The following is a 15375-nucleotide window of genomic DNA, read 5'->3' as shown; positions in this document are numbered from 1 at the left end:
GCCCCCTCTTCGAGCTTTCGACCGATGACTGCAAACCACATGCTTTTTGCCGAGCACGCGTATCTGCCCGAGGGCTGGCGGCGCAACGTTTTGCTCGAATGGGACGACGCCGGCGTGCTGCGCGCGGTGACGCCCGACAGCGTGCCGCTCGCGAACGTTGCGCGCGCAACGGGTCCGGTGATGCCCGGCATGCCGAACCTGCATTCGCATGCGTTTCAGCGCGCGATGGCGGGGCTTGCTGAGTACCGTGCGAACGCCACTGACAATTTCTGGAGCTGGCGCGACCTGATGTACCGGTTCGCCGCGCGCATCACCCCGGAAGGGCTCGGGGCGATCGCGCGCTGGCTTTACATCGAGATGCTGAAGGCGGGCTATACGTCGGTGTGCGAGTTCCACTACGTGCATCACGCCGCCGACGGCAGCCGCTACGCGAATGCGGCGGAGCTGGCCGGGCGCGTCGTCGATGCGGCGGCGAGCACGGGCATCGGCATGACGATGCTGCCGGTGCTCTATCAGTACAGCGGGTTTGGGGCGCGGGCGCCGCGCGAGGACCAGCGGCGGTTCATCAATACGCCGCAGGGTCTGCTCGAATTGCTCGCGGCGCTGCGGCACGCGCGGCCGGAGCATGCCGCGTTGCGTTATGGCGTGGCGCCGCATTCGTTGCGGGCAGTGTCGGAGGCGTCGTTGCGGGCGCTGCTTGCTGGGCTCGATGACGCGGTTTCGAACACCGCGTCTCCCATTCACATTCACATCGCCGAGCAAACCGGCGAGGTCGACGACTGCCTGGCAACCACCGGCGCGCGTCCGGTGCAGTGGCTGCTCGATCGCTTCGACGTCGATGCGCGCTGGTGCCTCGTGCACGCGACGCATATCGATGCCGCCGAAACCGCTGCGCTCGCGAAGAGCGGTGCAGTGGCCGGCCTGTGCCTGACGACCGAGGCGAATCTCGGCGACGGCATTTTTCCCGCGCACGCGTACCTCGAAGCGCAGGGGCGATTCGGCGTCGGCTCGGACAGTCATATCGGCGTCGACTGGCGCGCCGAGCTGCGGCTCCTCGAATATGGCCAGCGGCTCGCGCGGCGGCAGCGCAACGTGCTGGCATCCGACGCGCATTCGCATGTCGCGGATCGTCTGTTCGACGCGGCCCTCGCGGGCGGCGCGCAAGCGACAGGCCGCGCGACGGGCGCGCTGCAGGCAGGCTGCCGCGCCGATTGGCTCGTGCTCGATCCCGATCACCCGAGCCTCGCCGAGCATGCGCCGGACAAGTGGCTGTCCGGCATCGTGTTCTGCGAGCATGGCGAAACGCCGGTTCGCGACGTGTATGCGGGTGGACGGCGAGTCGTCGAGGCGCGCCGGCACGCCGACGAGGACACGGCCTACGCTGCCTATCGCGCGGTCGTCGCGGACCTGTTAGCCTGACAGCCGGCCTATTCTTTGATCGATTCCAACGCACACGCGTCGGCCACCTATTCCGTTACGCGCACCGCCATGACCGCTTCCACCGATCTCCCGATCTACACCTTGCATCGCGGCAGCTTGCCGCTTTTGATTTCGATTCCGCACCTCGGCACACGCATCGCCGATGACATTGCGGCGACGATGACGCCGGCTGCGCTGCGCGTCGATGATTGCGATTGGCATCTCGACCGGCTGTATGGGTTTGCCAAGCGGCTCGGCGCTTCGATTCTGAGCCCGACGTATGCGCGCTATGTGATCGATCTGAACCGGCCGCCCGATGGCGCGAACCTTTATCCGGGGCAGGATACGACGGGGCTTTTGCCTGTCGATACGTTTGATAAGGAGCCGCTTTATCAGCCGGGCCGCGAGCCGGACGAGGCGGAAATTGCGCGTCGTCGCGAGATTTACTGGAAGCCGTACCACGAAGCGCTCGTTGACGAACTGGCCGCGCTCAAGGCGCGGCACGGCAAGGTGCTGCTGTGGGAGGCGCATTCGATTCGCTCGCAAGTGCCGCGTTTCTTCGAAGGGCGCTTGCCGGATTTCAATCTCGGCACGGCAGGCGGTGCGAGTGCGGTTGCGGGGTTGGCCGAGGAGCTGGCCGCGATCGTGACGAAGCACGGCGGCTATACGGCGGTCGCCAACGGGCGCTTCAAGGGCGGCTATATCACGCGCCAATATGGCGTGCCCAAGAATGGCATCCACGCGCTGCAGTTGGAGCTCTCGCAGATCACGTATATGGAGGAGCGGATGCCGTATGCCTACGACGACGCGCTCGCCGCCAAAGTCGAGCCGCTGCTTGAAACGCTGGTCAAGACCGCGCTTGAACGCGTCGCAGCGAGCTGATTTCCGCCGAGTATCCGAAGCCGCTCGCGACTGCGGACAACCGTTCGGGCACGGCCAGCTTCTCGCGGAGGAAGCCGTGCCCGATCCGTTGAAGAAGCGTCTTCATTGCCCCGCCGCATCCTTCGCCAAATCGACTTCATCCACGCCTGCCTTGCGCCCGAACCGGCGGCGCACCCACTGCTCGAAATCGTCGACATAGTTCACGGCATTGCCCGTGCGCCCCATCGAGCGCGCGAACCTTAGCCCGTAGCGCCGCAGTTCGAGACGTACGAGACTGACTCGACCCATAGTCCGCACAGCTGGGCTGCCCGAGTTTTTACCCAGCTTAACGTTGCTTGACCGCGATGGACGGCGAGTGCATCTACGATGCTCAAAATCTCGCCGATGCTGTGCGGTCTTCCTCGCCGCGCCATCTCGGCCATGCCCTCGTGCCAGCTGTCGCTCGCTCGGTACCCAGAGGGATCGGCCATCACGCAGTGGAGGGCGTCGTGCGGTGTCTCACGCAAGGGAGCACTGCCAGCGGCTCCGGCCGGTGACAACGGAACTATTCGTCTCGATCGCATGATGAACCAATGAAAGACATCGAATTCATGGACGGCGTGCGTCCCTATCACCTTTTCGTTGTGGAGGGTGATGGCGCGGTGAGGGACAGGCTTTGCGGCTACCTGGAAAGGGAAAAGCTCATTGTCACGCCCATGGCCACTGCAGCTGAAATGCTTCGCCGTGTTCATCGGGTGCGTCCCGACCTGATCGTGCTCGACGTGGGGTCGCCAATAATGTCCGGACTTGGCGCCTGTCGCAAGTTGCGGGCAGAGGGGGATCGTGTTCCGATTATCTTGTTGGTGGGGCACAGCGAGGAAATCGAACGTGTGGTCGCGCTGGAAATGGGCGCGGATGACTGTTTGAGCAAACCATACGGGCACCGGGAACTGCTCGCCCGCGTGCGGGCCGTTCTGCGGCGAACCACCATCACACCGGGCGCGCCACTTGATTCAAGTGCTTCCATCCAGATTGGGGAATATGTTTTCGATGTGGCGGCGCGAAGTCTGTACCGCAGCAACAATGTGCGCGTTCTCAACACAATCGAATACACGATGCTTGCCGAGTTGGCGACGAATGCTGGCATCCCTGTGTCACGGGAGCGTCTAGTGGCCGTGTCTCACTTGCGCGAGGACGCTGTCTCCCTGCGAGCCGTGGATGCCGCGATGGTCCGCCTGCGCAGGCTATTGGAACCGGACCCGGCCGTGCCCAGGTATATCCAGACCGTACGCGGACATGGCTATGTTTTCGTGCCAGTCGCAACCAAGATGCCGGCATGAGCAAACAGCGCGATTTTTCACCGGTACGTTGGATCGTACGTCAGGCGCTCACATTCGCAATGGTAGTGCTGTGCGCAGTGGTACTGGGCGTAGTGCTTGGTACGCTGGTCGCTCAACTGATCAATTCGTTCCCTGCCCCGTTCGGCATGGATTGAAGCGGATCACGCATCCATCCCAAGACAGAAGCACTGATGGTCCGCCGCGTAGTGCAGAGCGAGAATTTCCTATCGCACGCGATCGGGATCGAACGTCGCCAGATTTCGCGCGGACCTGTGACGCGTTCGCCAATGTCCGGTCTTCGGGTCGATCTTTGCTGCAATCCCGAACAGACCGAAAATCGCTACCGGCGCGACTACGAAAAAAACAGCTAACACAACACCTCTCCTTAGGGGATGAGGAAAATGTCGGATGCGTGAGTGAAAACTATCGGCAAGCCGACATGCAGACGACTCCACCAGCACCAATCACTGTGCCCGCAACCAGACCAGAAAGAAAAGGTTGAGTGGTGCACCCCGAGGTACAAAAAATCAAGAGTACGGCGAATAGAGAAGTGATTCGTCGCATTCAGTCGCCAGTTGTTTATGACGTGTGTTAATGAAATCGCCGGTTGCCGAATCGATCAGACGCGCAAGCCGGTGTTCAAAGGCAATCCCCCTGGCGACGTGCCAGCACGATGTGTTGAATGGAGTGCGAACCGAAGGGCGTTTCCAGTTTGAATGTCTCCGATAGGTCCGCCGCTTCAGGCATAACCGTCGCGTTGCCGGATCCGGACATTGTCGGACCTTCACAGGCCAGCGCCCATGAAGACTGCGCGCCTTCGCGGCGAATGTTGGAGTACGCACACTTTGGGGGGGCTCTGGACCCATCGTCAGCGGGTGCGGGCGCAGCGCTCATCAGGGCTTTTTCGGGAATGGAGCCGAGTTCTGCCGCTGAAATGCACGCCGTTCGGGCAGGCTTCGCGGAGTCGCCGAAAGGCAGGCCCCTGAAGGTGCTGGTCAGTTCCCACTTCCCTGGCTTCACGGGAACCTGCGCGAACGCGCCCGCATGTACCGCTATTGCCAGCCAGATGACCGATCGCGCTCCAGGTAACGCCATGACATTGCTCCGTGGTTGGGAATGAAGCGAGTTTAGGGTTCAACGCGCGCCGGGCGTCGCGCGAAATGTGACGGTGCGTGACGCGTACCGGCTTGATGTCGCAGATCGTCTCTCGCGTGACTGGCGCGGCAACCAAGGCGGGATCACATTACCGAATCCACAGTGTCAAACGACCTGCATGGCGCATCAGTGCCGGGCAACCACCCACATCAACGACAACATCATGAATGACTTCACGCGACTTGTAGCACTGGGACTGATTTCGGCCGGCTCGCTCCTGGCTGGATGCACGACGGAAGGCCCAACGGCCTCGAGGGCTCAACCGAAGAGCGTGCCGGATATTTCGGTAGTGATCGATTGCGGGGAGTGTCAGGTGCGCCCGAGCGTTCCGGAGGCGATCCATAAGGGCTACGTTGCGGCAGCGTCCAAAGCCGGCGTGCCGATCGCAGGTGACACGAAGGTGACGCTGACGATCAAGGACTACACGGAACGTGGCCTCGCAGAGCGCTCCGCTATTTTCGTCGTTTCCTTGCTCGTGCCGCCGGTCGCGTTCGTGCTGAAAGATGAGATCAAAGCCGACGCATTGGCCGATGGAAAACTGGTGTCGCTGGAGTACCACTACCGCGTACCTTTCCGGGGCATCGAGGACGTTGCGCAGAAGTTGGGCGAGCGGACGTTCGAGGCCGTCGACAGATAGCTTGCCCAGAGTTGCTTCGCGCCGCTTCCGGTGTCAGCGGCGCTCGCATCAAACGTAAATTGATCCTGGCTTTAGTACGGCGCCGGGGCGAGCAGTACCGGCGCTGGGAAGAGCAGCACGGGTGGCGGTGGCGGCAGCGGCAGCGGTGGCGGTGGCGGTGGCGGTGGCGGTGGCGGTGGCGGTGGCGGCGGCGGCGGTGGCGGCAGCGGCAGCGGCAGCGGCAGCGGCACAGGCACCACGGGGAGAGGTGGCACAGGCACCACGGGCGGTGGCGGCACAGGCACAGGCACGGGCACCACGGGCGGTGGCGGGTCGTCGGGCGTCACGGGGGGCGGCGGCGTGTAGGCCGTCAACAGCAGCGACGAGGCGGCGGCCACAGTGGCCACGGCGGCGAGCTTCAGGGCGGACAGCAGCGATCTGTGCATCAAAGCCTCTTTCTATCGTTTCAATGGCGATTGCGGGATTGGGAAGAGATGGCGCGATAGCGCGCCGAGTCCGGTTTCAGGCCGGATAGAGGGTCTCGGCGTGTCCACGCATGCGATCCGGCGCTCAACGCTGCGCCTCACGCTCGCTGCTTTCCTGGGAGCAGGCCACGCTGCGCGAACGTGCCCAGCGGCGCGCGTCGATATCGATCCGCGCGGCCAGCGCCGCGACCGCGCGCTGTTGCGCCGTCACCGTTTCGGCGTAGCTGCCGCCGGCGGGCTCGTCGAAATCGCCGTGGCATAACAGCCGGCGGTTTGCCGTGTCGGCGGCGAAGCCCAGGCTCCAGTCGGCGTCGAGCCGGACGCGCTGCCCAGGCCAGGTATCGAAGCGGCGAACCTGGACCTTGATTCTCAGCAGGGGCTTTCCGGGGGGCGGCAGGCCGGCTGTGTCCTGCGTTCCGAGCCGTCTCGTCAGCTCGGCCGACAGCGCGCCGCGCATTTCTTCGCCGAATGGGCTTGCCCAGCGTTCGCCGTCGAGCACGGCCATGCCGTTCGTGCCTTGCCGCACGATCTGCTGCGTCTGGTCGAGGCTGGCAGGGATGCCGACGGGGAGGACGTCGATCAGGAAGTCGACGGGCTGTTGCGGCGACACCGCGCCTGCCGATGGCGCCAGCAGCGTGTGGTAGTGGACCGGTTCGGAGGCGCAGGCGGCGAGGCCGAGCAAGAGCGCGGCCGGGCCAACGCGGAAGAGGGCGCGCCGGGCCGCCCCATGCAAAGCAGGCGAGCGTGGGGGTTGTTTCATCTCAGTTTCCCTTTGGTGCCGAGCCGGTGTTCGAGGCCGGTTGCGCATCGCTCGGCATACCGCGCAGCAGCGCTTCGGGATGACGGCCGAGCAGGTCGATGACGGTGCGCAGCGAACCGGCGGTGCGCTGCACTTCCTGCAGCGACTGCTGAAGGTTTTGCTGCAACGGCGAGTCGGCAGCGAAGGTGCTCTGCACCGTCCCGAGCGTTTGGTTCGTCTGCTGCAAGGTCTGAGTGGCGGCCGGCAGAACCTGTCCGTTGACCTGCTTCAGCGTCTCGTCCAGACCCGCCAACGATGCGTCGAGATGGCGGCCGATCGAATCGAGCGGCATCTTGTCGACCTTGGCGACGATGCTGGCGATCTGCTCCTGCATGTGGTCGAAGCCTCCGCTGACGGCGGGCAGCATCAGCGGGCGCGCATGGACGTCGAAGGCAACCGCCGGCGCGTTGGGCACGAAGTCGAGCGAGATGTAGAGCTGGCCGGTGAGCAGGTTCCCCGCGCGCGCCTGGGCGCGCAGGCCGTGCTGGACCAGGCCGGCAAGGAGCTGGGCGCCCTGCTCGTCGATATCGCCGCTGTACCTTGGCAGCCGTTGCAGCACGCTCCCGAGGCGGCCCGGATACACGACGATGTCGACGATCGACGGGAAACGATGGTTGCCGGCGTCGTAGTCGAGATGCAGCGACGTCACCCGGCCGATGTTCAGCCCGGAGAATTCCACCGGCGCGCCCACCGCGAGACCGCGCATGGACTGCTCGAAGCGCAGCTGCATGTGCTGGCCTGGACCGTCCGGCGGCGCCATCGCGGTCTGCTCGTCCCTTGCCAGCTCGTAGCGGGTCAGGCTGGGGGCGGCTTGCAGGCCGCCGCCGGACGGCGTGGCGAACGCGACGCCGCCCGCGATGACCGTGGCCAGCGATTGCGTGTTGAGCTTCAGCCCGTCGGCGCCGAGCGAAACGTCGACGCCGCTCGCGTTCCAGAAGCGCGTGCCGGTCATGACGTAGCGGTCGTAGGGCGCATCGACGAATACCTGCAGGTCGATGCCGCGGCCGTCGGCGTCGAGCCGGTACGACGCAACACGGCCGACCTGGATGCGGCGGTAGTAGACCGGCGAGCCGATGTCGAGCGAGCCGAGATCGTCGGCGTGGATCAGGAAGCTCTTGCCGGGCATGCCGTTGATGACGGTCGGCGGCGATTCGAGCCCGGTGAAGACGCGGCCCGGGTGCGGCGAGCTGCCCTTGTCCACGCCGATGTAGGCGCCCGAGAGCAGCGTGTCGATGCCTGACACGCCGCCCAGCCCGACGCGCGGACGCACGACCCAGAAGCGCGTATCGTCGCGCGCGACACTCTCGGCGCTCTTGCTCAGCGCGACGTCCGCGACCACGTGCGAGCCGTCCTCGCTCAAGGCGATGGCCGTCACCGTCCCGATCGTCACGTCCTTGTACTTCACCGGCGTCTTGCCGGCTTCGAGGCCGGTCGCGGTCTGGAACGCGATCGATATCGTCGGCCCCGCCGACAGCCACGCGTGGAGCAGCAGCGACAGTCCGATCAGCGCGGCAATCGCCGGCACGAGCCAGACCGGGGACACGCGCGGCCGGCGCCGGATCACCGGGGGCAAGCCTGGTTCAAGCTGTTGTTCGGGGGTGTCGCTCATCAGTCTTTACCGTCCCAGGTCAGGCGAGGATCGAATTGCATGGCCGAGAGCATGGTCAGGATCACCATGCCGCCGAAAAAGAGAATGCCGGGGCGCGGCTCCACGACAGCCAAGGCGCGGAACTGGACAAGCGCGGCGGCGACCGCCACCACGAGCACGTCGAGCATCGACCAGTAGCCGGCCAGCTCGACGAGGCGATGGAGCCGCGCGCGCTCGCGACGCGCCCAGGGGCTGCCGCGCCGGGCCGTGACCATCAGCAGGCCGAGGATCAGGAATTTCGCGCAAGGCACGGCCACGCTGGCGACGAAGATCACCAGGGCGATCCCATAGGCGCCGTGCTTCCAGAACGCGACGACGCCTTGCAGGATGGTGTTGTCGCTGCCGCGGTTCAGCATGACGGTGTACATCACCGGCATCGTGTTGGCGGGGATGTAGAAGATGATTCCCGCCAGCAGGAACGCGAAGGCGCGCGCGATGCTGTCGGGCCGGCGGCGCTGCAGCCTCGCGCCGCAGCGCTGGCACCGCGCATCGTCGTGACCGTCGGCCGGCGCTTCGCTGACGAGGCCGCATGCATGGCAGCCGAGCACGCCGAGTTGATGGGCGCGGGGGCGTGGATTCATGCTTGCGCACCGCGCTCGGTCAGGTCCCACAGCGGCTGGACGTCGCGGCGGGCGATCAGCGTGATCAACACCATCGACGCGGCCATGGCCCAGATGCCGACGCCCGGCACGACCTTCAGAAAGCCCGAGAGCTTGACGATCGATACGAGGACGCCGAGCAACGCCACCTCGACCATGCTCCACGGCTGCAAGGCGGCGAGCAGCCGCATCGCCGGGGCGAACCCGGGCGCCTGACGGCCTGCCCGCGCGTAAGCGAGCACCCACGCGAGCAGCGCGATCTGCAGGAAGGGCACGACGACGACGGCCAGCGCGGTCGGTACGGCGATGGGGGCGGCCGCGCCGTGCGCGAGCGCCATGACGGACTGCCAGAGCGTCGCTTCGCTGTGCAGGCCGTGCAGATCGATGCGGATCAACGGACAGACGTTGGCGATCGCGAAGACGATGGCCGCGGCGGCCGTCAGCGCGAGCCACCCGTCGACGTCCGGATGGCTCGCGCCATGCAGCGCGGCTTCGCAGGTTTCGCAGCGCGACGTATCGCCGGGTGCGAGGCGAGGGCGCCGGTAGACCGTGTCGCATTCGCGGCACACGATGAGGTGCGGGAAGGTTCTCATGGCGCCGCCGTATCTTTCGCCAACGCATCTTCGCGTACCCCGGCAACGTGCTCGAAGCGGCGGCGCAGCCACCGTTCCAGATCGTCCACGTAGGTGAAGATCACCGGAATCACGATCAGGCTCAGCAACGTGGAGGCGAGCAAGCCGCCGATCACGACGATCGCCATCGGCTGCCGGAAGCTCGGGTCCGCCCCGAGGCCGAGCGCGTTGGGCAGCATGCCGGCGCCCATGGCGATGGTCGTCATCAGGATCGGGCGGGCCCGCTTGTGGCAGGCGTCCATCAACGCCTCCATCCGGCCCAGGCCGCGTTCGTGCCGGGCGACGACGGCGTACTCGACGAGCAGGATCGAGTTCTTGGTCACGATGCCCATCAGCATCAAGAGGCCGATCAGCGCCGGCATCGAAAAGCTCATGCGGGCGGCCAGCAGCGAGAACAGCGCGCCGCCGATCGACAGCGGCAGCGCGCAGAGGATCGTGGCCGGCTGCAGGAAATCGTGGAACAGGACCACGAGCACCGCGTACACGCAGAAGATGCCGATCGCCATAGCGATGCCGAAGCTGTTGAACAGCTCACCCATGTTCTGCACTTCGCCTTGCTGAACCTCTTTCACGCCCGACGGCAGATGCTGAAGCGCCGGCAACTGATGTGCTTCGCGGTTGACTTCGCCGAGCGTGCGTCCGTTGAGCTCGACGGACAGCGTGATGTTGCGGTCGCGGTCCATCCGGTCGATCTGCGACGGTCCGCTGCCGATCGAGAGCGTGCCCACCGAGGCCAGCGTCACGCTGCCATGCGTGCCCGCGACGCGCAGCTGGCCGATGGCATTGAGGTCCTGCCGCAGCGCGGGATCGAGACGGACGCGCAGGGCGATCTGCCGATCGGGAAGATTGAGCTTGGGCAACGACGTCGAGTAGTCGCCGTAGGTGGCGATGCGCACGGCGTCGGCGGCGGCCTCGGCCGTCACGCCGAGGGCGGCGGCGCGCGCCGGGTCGATGCGGAACTGCACTTCGGGGCGTTGCAGCGCCGCACTCGACGTGACGTTGCCGATGCCGTGCAGCGTGCGCAACTGCTTTTCCAGTTCGGCGGCCGAAGCTTCGAGTGAGGCCGTATCGCTGCCGGCCAGCGTGATTTGCAGCTTTTCGCCGTTGCCGCCGTTGTTCACCGATACGCGCACGCCTGGCAGATCGCGCAGCTGCGCGCGAATCTCGTCTTCCACCGCCGATTGCTTCAGGCTGCGCCCGCTGCGCGGGACCAGGTCGACGATCAGCGACGAGGTGCGCACATCGGACGTGCTGCTGCCGCCGCCGACCGGACCGCCGCTGCTGTCGTCGGCGCTTCCGACCGAGGCGAAGACGCCTTTGACCTCGGGCAATTGACCGATCAGCGCGTCGGCGTGAAGGGCCGTGGCGCGGCTCGCTTCGAGCGTGCTGCCCGGCGCCAGCTCGAGCTTGACCTGCGTCTGCGACTTGTCCTGCGACGGCAGGAAGCCGGTCTTCAGCGCGCCGATCGCCGCGAGGGAGACCAGCAGGAACAGGCCGACTGCCGTCATGGTGCGGCCGCGCTTGCCGAGGCAGGCGCGCACCCAGCCCAAATAGCGTTTCATCAGCGGGCCGTCGTGGTCCACGTGGCTGGCCGCCTTCATCAGGTAGGCGGCCATCATCGGCGTGAGCAGGCGCGCGACCAGGAGCGAGATCAGCACGGCCACCGACGCGGTCACCCCGAACTGCCGGAAGATGAGCCCCGGAATGCCCGCCATGAACGCCGTCGGCAGGAACACGGCGACCAGCGTGAAGGTGGTGGCGATCACCGCGAGACCGATCTCGTCGGCGGCTTCCATCGCGGCCTGGAAGGGCGATTTGCCCATGCGCAGATGGCGCTCGATGTTCTCGATCTCGACGATCGCGTCGTCGACGAGAATGCCGATCACGAGCGACAGGGCCAGCAGCGTCACGGTGTTCAGCGAATACCCGGCGAGGTACATGAAGCCGAACGTCGGGATGATCGACAGCGGCAGCGCCGCCGCCGACACCAGCGTGGCCCGGCCGTCGCGCAGGAACCACCAGACCACGGCGATGGCGAGCAGCGCGCCCTCGATCAGCATGCTCATCGAGCCTTCGTAGTTGTCTTCGATGGGCGTGACGGTGTTGCTCGCTTCGGTCAGCTCCACCTGCGGATGCGCCGCGGCGAACGCGGCCACGGTGCGGCTCAGGCCGTGCAGCACCGTCACGTCCGAATTGCCCTTGGAGCGTGTGATCTGCACGCCGATGACGGGCCTGCCGTCGAGATAGGCGTAGCTCGTGCGGTCCGCGGCGCCGTCATGGACGCGGGCGATCTGGTCGAGGCGCACACGGCGGCCGTCGCCGGTGGCGATCGTCAAGGCCGCCACGTCTTGTACGGTGCCCACGCCAATCAGCGTGCGCGCCGACTGCCGCTGGCCGCCGACGTCGCCCTGTCCGCCCGAGCGGTCGCGCTGCATGGCCTGGAGCTGGGTCGAGACGGTTTCCGCCGTCAAGCCGAGCCCGGCCATCGTTGCCGGGTTCAGGTCGATCAGCACTTCGCGGTCGATGCCGCCGATCCGCTCGACCTTGGAGACGCCCTTGACGGAGAGCAGCGCCTTCGAGAGGTCGTTGTCGACGAACCAGGACAGGTCCTGCTCGTCCATCGACGTGGAAGCGGCCGTGTAGGTGACGAGCGCGGAGCCGGCCGAGTCGACTTTCGACACGGTCGGGGCCGCCATCTCCGCGGGCAGGTCGGCGCGCGCGCTGTCCACGGCGTTGCGCACCTCGCTCAACGCGGCCTGCGGGTCTTTTTCGAGCTTGAAGGTGACGCTGATGCTGACCGCGCCGTCGGTGATCGTCGTCGAGATGTGATCGAGCAGCGACAGCGAGGTCAGCTTGTCCTCGATCTTGCGGGCCACCTCGTTTTCCAGTTGCGATGGCGCCGCGCCTTCGAGCGATGCGGAGATGGTGATGGCCGGCAGGTCCATCTCCGGGAAATCCTGCACCTGGAGCCTGTGGAAGCCTAGCAGGCCGAAAACGGTCAGCAGGATGAAGCAGAGCACCGCGGGTACGGGATTGCGAATCGACCAGGAGGAGACGTTCATTGGCCGCCTCCTTGCGCCGCGCCGTTTGCCGAGGCGAGGGAGGCGGGCGCCTGCTGTTCCACCACCTTCACGCGCGAGCCGTCCGACAGGAAGCCGCCGCCGCTCGCCACGACGCGCATGTCCGTCGTGAGCCCAGAGACGATTTCGCAGCGTCCGTCGCGATGGCGTCCGGCGACCACGGTGCGCCGTTCGACCGTCGCGCCGTCGCGATTGAGCACGTAGACGTCGGTGCGGCCGTCGCGGGGCACGAGTGCGGATTCGGGCAGCGTCAGTACCTTCGCGTCGCCTAATTCGATGTCGCCGCTCGCGAACATGCCGGGCTGGGCGCCGTGTCCGTTCAGCGCGACGTAGACGAGGGCGCGGCCGGTGCTGGTCGACAGCGTCGGCGACACCAATCGCACTTTGCCGTCGAGCACCTTGCCGTTCGGCAGCGTCACGCGCGCAGACTGCTGTGCGTGAATGCGCGCCAATTGCTGCGCATCGACCTCGGCCTGCCATTCGATCCGTCCCTGGCGGATCAGCCGGAACAGTTCCGTGCCCGTGCTCACCACGTTGCCGAGCAAGGCCGAGCGCGACGACACGATGCCGTCGTCGACCGCGACGATGCGCGTCTGCGACAGGGCGATGCGCTTGTTCTCCAGGTCGGCCTGGGCGGAGGCCAGCGCGGCGCGGTCGACGGTCGCCGTGATGCGGTACTCGTCGAGCTTCTGCGCGGACAGGGCGCCGCTGTCGGCCGCCTGCCTGGAACGTTTCAGGTCGGCCTCGGCCTGCTCGAGGTTGGCGCGCGCCTGCGCGACGGCGGCTTCCTGCTTGCGCAGGTCCGCAGTTGCCGTGGCATCGGCGAGCCGCGCGAGCAGCTGGCCGCGCTTGACCTCGCTGCCGACGTCGGCCAGCACTTCGGTGATGCGCAGGCTGCCGGTCTCGGCGCCGATCACCGCCTCCTGCCAGGCCGCCGTGCTGCCGTTGGTCTCGATGGTGTCGGGCCATTGGCGGTACTGCGGCTCGATCACGCTGACGGTCAGTGCGGCGGGCGGCGCTTGCGTCTCGGCATGGGCCCGGAAATCGGGCGTGAACCGCCAGGCGGCAGCTCCGGCGGCGATGAGGGTGAAGGCTGCCAAGGCGGCCTTTGGACGACTCAGCTTCACTGTATGGTTCCTTGCGTGGTGGCGGGTGTAGTGGCCGTGGTGCCGGCAACCGGCAGCACGGCATCGTTGCCTTGCCAGCCGCCGCCCAGGGCCTTGTAGAGGGAGATCCAGTTGCGCACGCGGTCGCGCTGCAGCTCGATGTCGGTGATCTCGGCGCTCGTCAGCGAGCGGCGCGCCTGCTCCCGCGTCAGCAGCGTGTCGAAGCCCGTGCGCCAGTTGGTTTCCATCGCGCTGTCGTAACGGCGGTATTGCTCGACGGCACGGCGTGCATCGTCGCTGCGGCGCGCGGCGCCGTCGAGATCGGCGAGCGCTACCTCGACCTCCTTGACCGCGGTGCGCACCGAGCTGCGATAGGAGGCCAACTGCTCGTCATAGCTCGCCTGCGCGGAATCCACGGCGGCCTTGCGCTTGCCCGCGTCGAACAGCGGGACCGACAGGCTCGGCCCGAACGACCACGTCGACATCGGCGTGGTCAGGTTGCTGGCCGAGAGGCCGATCGAGCCGGACAGCGACAGGCTCGGGAAACGGTCGGCGCGGGCCTTTCCGATGGAGGCATAGGCCGCGGCCAGCGCGCGCTCGGACGACGCCAGATCGGGCCGCTGGCGCACGAGATCGGCAGGAGCGGACTGCACGCGAAATCCCTCGGGCTGGGGCAGGGCGGGCGCTTGCGGCCGATCGACGATGGCGCGCAGCGCCGCTTCGCTCGCGCCTGTGAGCTCCACCAGCGACTTGATCAATTCTTCGCAGGTCACGCGCTGCTGCGTGGCCGACGCGTTGGCGCTGGCCGTGTTGGCTTGCGCGAGGTAGCCGTCGGAGGCGGGCGTCATGCCGGCGTCGACCGCCGCGAGCGTGGCCTTTTCCGTGTGCGCGTACGACGCCGCCGATTCCTCATCGGCGCTGACGAGCTGACGGCATGCGCGGTACTGCACGTAATCGTCGGCGACCTCGGCGGCGAGCGAAACGCGCGCGTCGTGCCAGTCGTCGATGCGCGCTTGCAGCTGCGCCTGCGACGATTGGCGGGCCGAGCGCACCTTGCCGAACAGGTCGAGCTCCCAGGAGGCGTCGAGCTCGCCGCTGCGCGTGGTCGTCTCGCTCGTGAAGACTTCGTTGCCGAAAGACACGGAGGACTTCGCCCGCGTGACCGACCCGCTGCCGGTCAACGACGGCCAGGCCCCGGAGCTGTCGGAGGTCAGCGTGGCGCGCGCGTCGTCGATGCGGGCGACGGCCTTCGCGAGCGACGGGCTGTCGGCCTCGGCCGTGCGGATCAGCTCCGCGACGGCCGGGTCGTCGAAGCGGCGCCACCAGTCGACGAGGTTTTCCACGCTGCCGCCGTGCGGCAGCTCGGCTTGCCAGCCGGTGGCCTCGACCACCTTCGGCGCCTGATAAGGCGGCTGCAATGCGCAGGCGCATAGCGCAAGGCAGCTGCTCGCGATCGCGGCAAGCCATGCGCGGCGGCGCCGGTGATGTTGCTCCTGCTGCTGCTCCATTCGGTTCAATGCACGCTCCCTGGCCCCTGTCGGGCCGATGAGCGCTATTGTCCGGAGCGCTTGATTCAGCGCGGTATGGTCAGGTTAAGTTGCGTAAAATTCGGCGCGAAAGGCTTTCTCGGGCGAT

14 protein-coding genes are annotated in these 15375 nt (G+C 66.7%); 5 read left to right on the top strand and 9 right to left on the bottom strand.

The features are described 5' to 3' along the window. Positions 1–24 precede the first annotated feature (24 nt). Together FAZ69_RS19475 and hutG are read left to right on the top strand one after the other, a co-directional pair. The gene (locus tag FAZ69_RS19475) at positions 25–1419 is read left to right on the top strand and encodes a formimidoylglutamate deiminase (protein WP_136896718.1); all 1395 of its coding nucleotides are present in this window, start codon (positions 25–27) and stop codon (positions 1417–1419) included. A 69-nt stretch (positions 1420–1488) separates the two neighbouring features. Further along, complete coding sequence (gene hutG / locus FAZ69_RS19470; RefSeq protein ID WP_136896717.1) at positions 1489–2301, top strand: N-formylglutamate deformylase; 813 nt, start codon at positions 1489–1491, stop codon at positions 2299–2301. Between the two features lie 102 nt (positions 2302–2403). On the opposite strand, the gene FAZ69_RS19465 is transcribed toward hutG, so the two are convergent. After that, the gene (locus tag FAZ69_RS19465; RefSeq protein ID WP_136896716.1) at positions 2404–2589 is read right to left on the bottom strand and encodes a hypothetical protein; all 186 of its coding nucleotides are present in this window, start codon (positions 2587–2589) and stop codon (positions 2404–2406) included. A gap of 284 nt (positions 2590–2873) precedes the next feature. On the opposite strand from FAZ69_RS19465, the gene FAZ69_RS19460 reads away from it, so the two are divergent. Then, on the top strand, positions 2874–3620 hold the full coding sequence (locus tag FAZ69_RS19460) for a response regulator (protein ID WP_136896715.1): 747 nt from the start codon (positions 2874–2876) through the stop codon (positions 3618–3620). Further along, positions 3617–3775 (top strand): hypothetical protein, encoded by a 159-nt coding sequence (locus FAZ69_RS33310; RefSeq protein WP_169708699.1) that lies wholly within the window; start codon positions 3617–3619, stop codon positions 3773–3775. The genes FAZ69_RS19460 and FAZ69_RS33310 overlap by 4 nt, the downstream gene beginning before the upstream one ends. 484 nt (positions 3776–4259) lie before the next feature. On the opposite strand, the gene FAZ69_RS19455 is transcribed toward FAZ69_RS33310, so the two are convergent. After that, a complete protein-coding gene (locus FAZ69_RS19455) occupies positions 4260–4715 on the bottom strand; it encodes a DUF3617 domain-containing protein (RefSeq protein WP_136896714.1) in 456 nt (151 codons plus the stop codon). A gap of 223 nt (positions 4716–4938) precedes the next feature. Here FAZ69_RS19455 and FAZ69_RS19450 point away from each other — a divergent pair, with 223 nt between their 5' ends. Further along, positions 4939–5412, top strand: a complete 474-nt coding sequence (locus FAZ69_RS19450; protein WP_240702336.1) for a hypothetical protein — start codon at positions 4939–4941, stop codon at positions 5410–5412. 549 nt (positions 5413–5961) lie between these two features. Here the strand turns inward: FAZ69_RS19450 and FAZ69_RS19435 are convergent. Genes FAZ69_RS19435 through FAZ69_RS19405 form a run of 7 tightly spaced genes read right to left on the bottom strand, consistent with a single transcriptional unit; the run spans position 5962 to position 15248 of the window. Next, positions 5962–6636 carry a PqiC family protein gene (locus FAZ69_RS19435; protein WP_136896713.1) on the bottom strand — a complete coding sequence of 225 codons (675 nt, stop codon included), beginning with the start codon at positions 6634–6636 and terminating at the stop codon, positions 5962–5964. A gap of 1 nt (position 6637) precedes the next feature. Then, entirely contained in the window at positions 6638–8284 is a 1647-nt protein-coding gene (locus tag FAZ69_RS19430; RefSeq protein WP_136896712.1) for a PqiB family protein, read from the bottom strand. Continuing rightward, on the bottom strand, positions 8284–8904 hold the full coding sequence (locus FAZ69_RS19425; RefSeq protein WP_136896711.1) for a paraquat-inducible protein A: 621 nt from the start codon (positions 8902–8904) through the stop codon (positions 8284–8286). Before FAZ69_RS19425 ends, FAZ69_RS19430 begins: the two co-directional genes overlap by 1 nt. Beyond that, positions 8901–9515 (bottom strand): paraquat-inducible protein A, encoded by a 615-nt coding sequence (locus FAZ69_RS19420; RefSeq protein ID WP_136896710.1) that lies wholly within the window; start codon positions 9513–9515, stop codon positions 8901–8903. The genes FAZ69_RS19425 and FAZ69_RS19420 overlap by 4 nt, the downstream gene beginning before the upstream one ends. Next, positions 9512–12616, bottom strand: a complete 3105-nt coding sequence (locus tag FAZ69_RS19415; RefSeq protein ID WP_136896709.1) for an efflux RND transporter permease subunit — start codon at positions 12614–12616, stop codon at positions 9512–9514. The genes FAZ69_RS19420 and FAZ69_RS19415 overlap by 4 nt, the downstream gene beginning before the upstream one ends. Next, complete coding sequence (locus tag FAZ69_RS19410) at positions 12613–13761, bottom strand: efflux RND transporter periplasmic adaptor subunit (RefSeq protein ID WP_136896708.1); 1149 nt, start codon at positions 13759–13761, stop codon at positions 12613–12615. The genes FAZ69_RS19415 and FAZ69_RS19410 overlap by 4 nt, the downstream gene beginning before the upstream one ends. Continuing rightward, on the bottom strand, positions 13758–15248 hold the full coding sequence (locus tag FAZ69_RS19405; RefSeq protein ID WP_136896871.1) for an efflux transporter outer membrane subunit: 1491 nt from the start codon (positions 15246–15248) through the stop codon (positions 13758–13760). The genes FAZ69_RS19410 and FAZ69_RS19405 overlap by 4 nt, the downstream gene beginning before the upstream one ends. Positions 15249–15375: the final 127 nt, after the last annotated feature.

Source organism: Trinickia terrae (assembly GCF_005144415.1).
Lineage (GTDB): Bacteria > Pseudomonadota > Gammaproteobacteria > Burkholderiales > Burkholderiaceae > Trinickia_A > Trinickia_A terrae.
The sequence above is the reverse complement of the archived record's forward strand: the minus strand, read 5'-3'. Positions and strand labels throughout refer to the sequence as shown.

Bases quoted from the DNA above. Each gene is read 5' to 3' on its own strand.
- FAZ69_RS19475 (WP_136896718.1), top strand. From the start codon at position 25: ATGACTGCAAACCACATGCTTTTTGCCGAGCACGCGTATCTGCCCGAG.
- hutG (WP_136896717.1), top strand. From the start codon at position 1,489: ATGACCGCTTCCACCGATCTCCCGATCTACACCTTGCATCGCGGCAGC.
- FAZ69_RS19465 (WP_136896716.1), bottom strand. From the start codon at position 2,589: ATGGGTCGAGTCAGTCTCGTACGTCTCGAACTGCGGCGCTACGGGCTA.
- FAZ69_RS19460 (WP_136896715.1), top strand. From the start codon at position 2,874: ATGAAAGACATCGAATTCATGGACGGCGTGCGTCCCTATCACCTTTTC.
- FAZ69_RS33310 (WP_169708699.1), top strand. From the start codon at position 3,617: ATGAGCAAACAGCGCGATTTTTCACCGGTACGTTGGATCGTACGTCAG.
- FAZ69_RS19455 (WP_136896714.1), bottom strand. From the start codon at position 4,715: ATGGCGTTACCTGGAGCGCGATCGGTCATCTGGCTGGCAATAGCGGTA.
- FAZ69_RS19450 (WP_240702336.1), top strand. From the start codon at position 4,939: ATGAATGACTTCACGCGACTTGTAGCACTGGGACTGATTTCGGCCGGC.
- FAZ69_RS19435 (WP_136896713.1), bottom strand. From the start codon at position 6,636: ATGAAACAACCCCCACGCTCGCCTGCTTTGCATGGGGCGGCCCGGCGC.
- FAZ69_RS19430 (WP_136896712.1), bottom strand. From the start codon at position 8,284: ATGAGCGACACCCCCGAACAACAGCTTGAACCAGGCTTGCCCCCGGTG.
- FAZ69_RS19425 (WP_136896711.1), bottom strand. From the start codon at position 8,904: ATGAATCCACGCCCCCGCGCCCATCAACTCGGCGTGCTCGGCTGCCAT.
- FAZ69_RS19420 (WP_136896710.1), bottom strand. From the start codon at position 9,515: ATGAGAACCTTCCCGCACCTCATCGTGTGCCGCGAATGCGACACGGTC.
- FAZ69_RS19415 (WP_136896709.1), bottom strand. From the start codon at position 12,616: ATGAACGTCTCCTCCTGGTCGATTCGCAATCCCGTACCCGCGGTGCTC.
- FAZ69_RS19405 (WP_136896871.1), bottom strand. From the start codon at position 15,248: ATGGAGCAGCAGCAGGAGCAACATCACCGGCGCCGCCGCGCATGGCTT.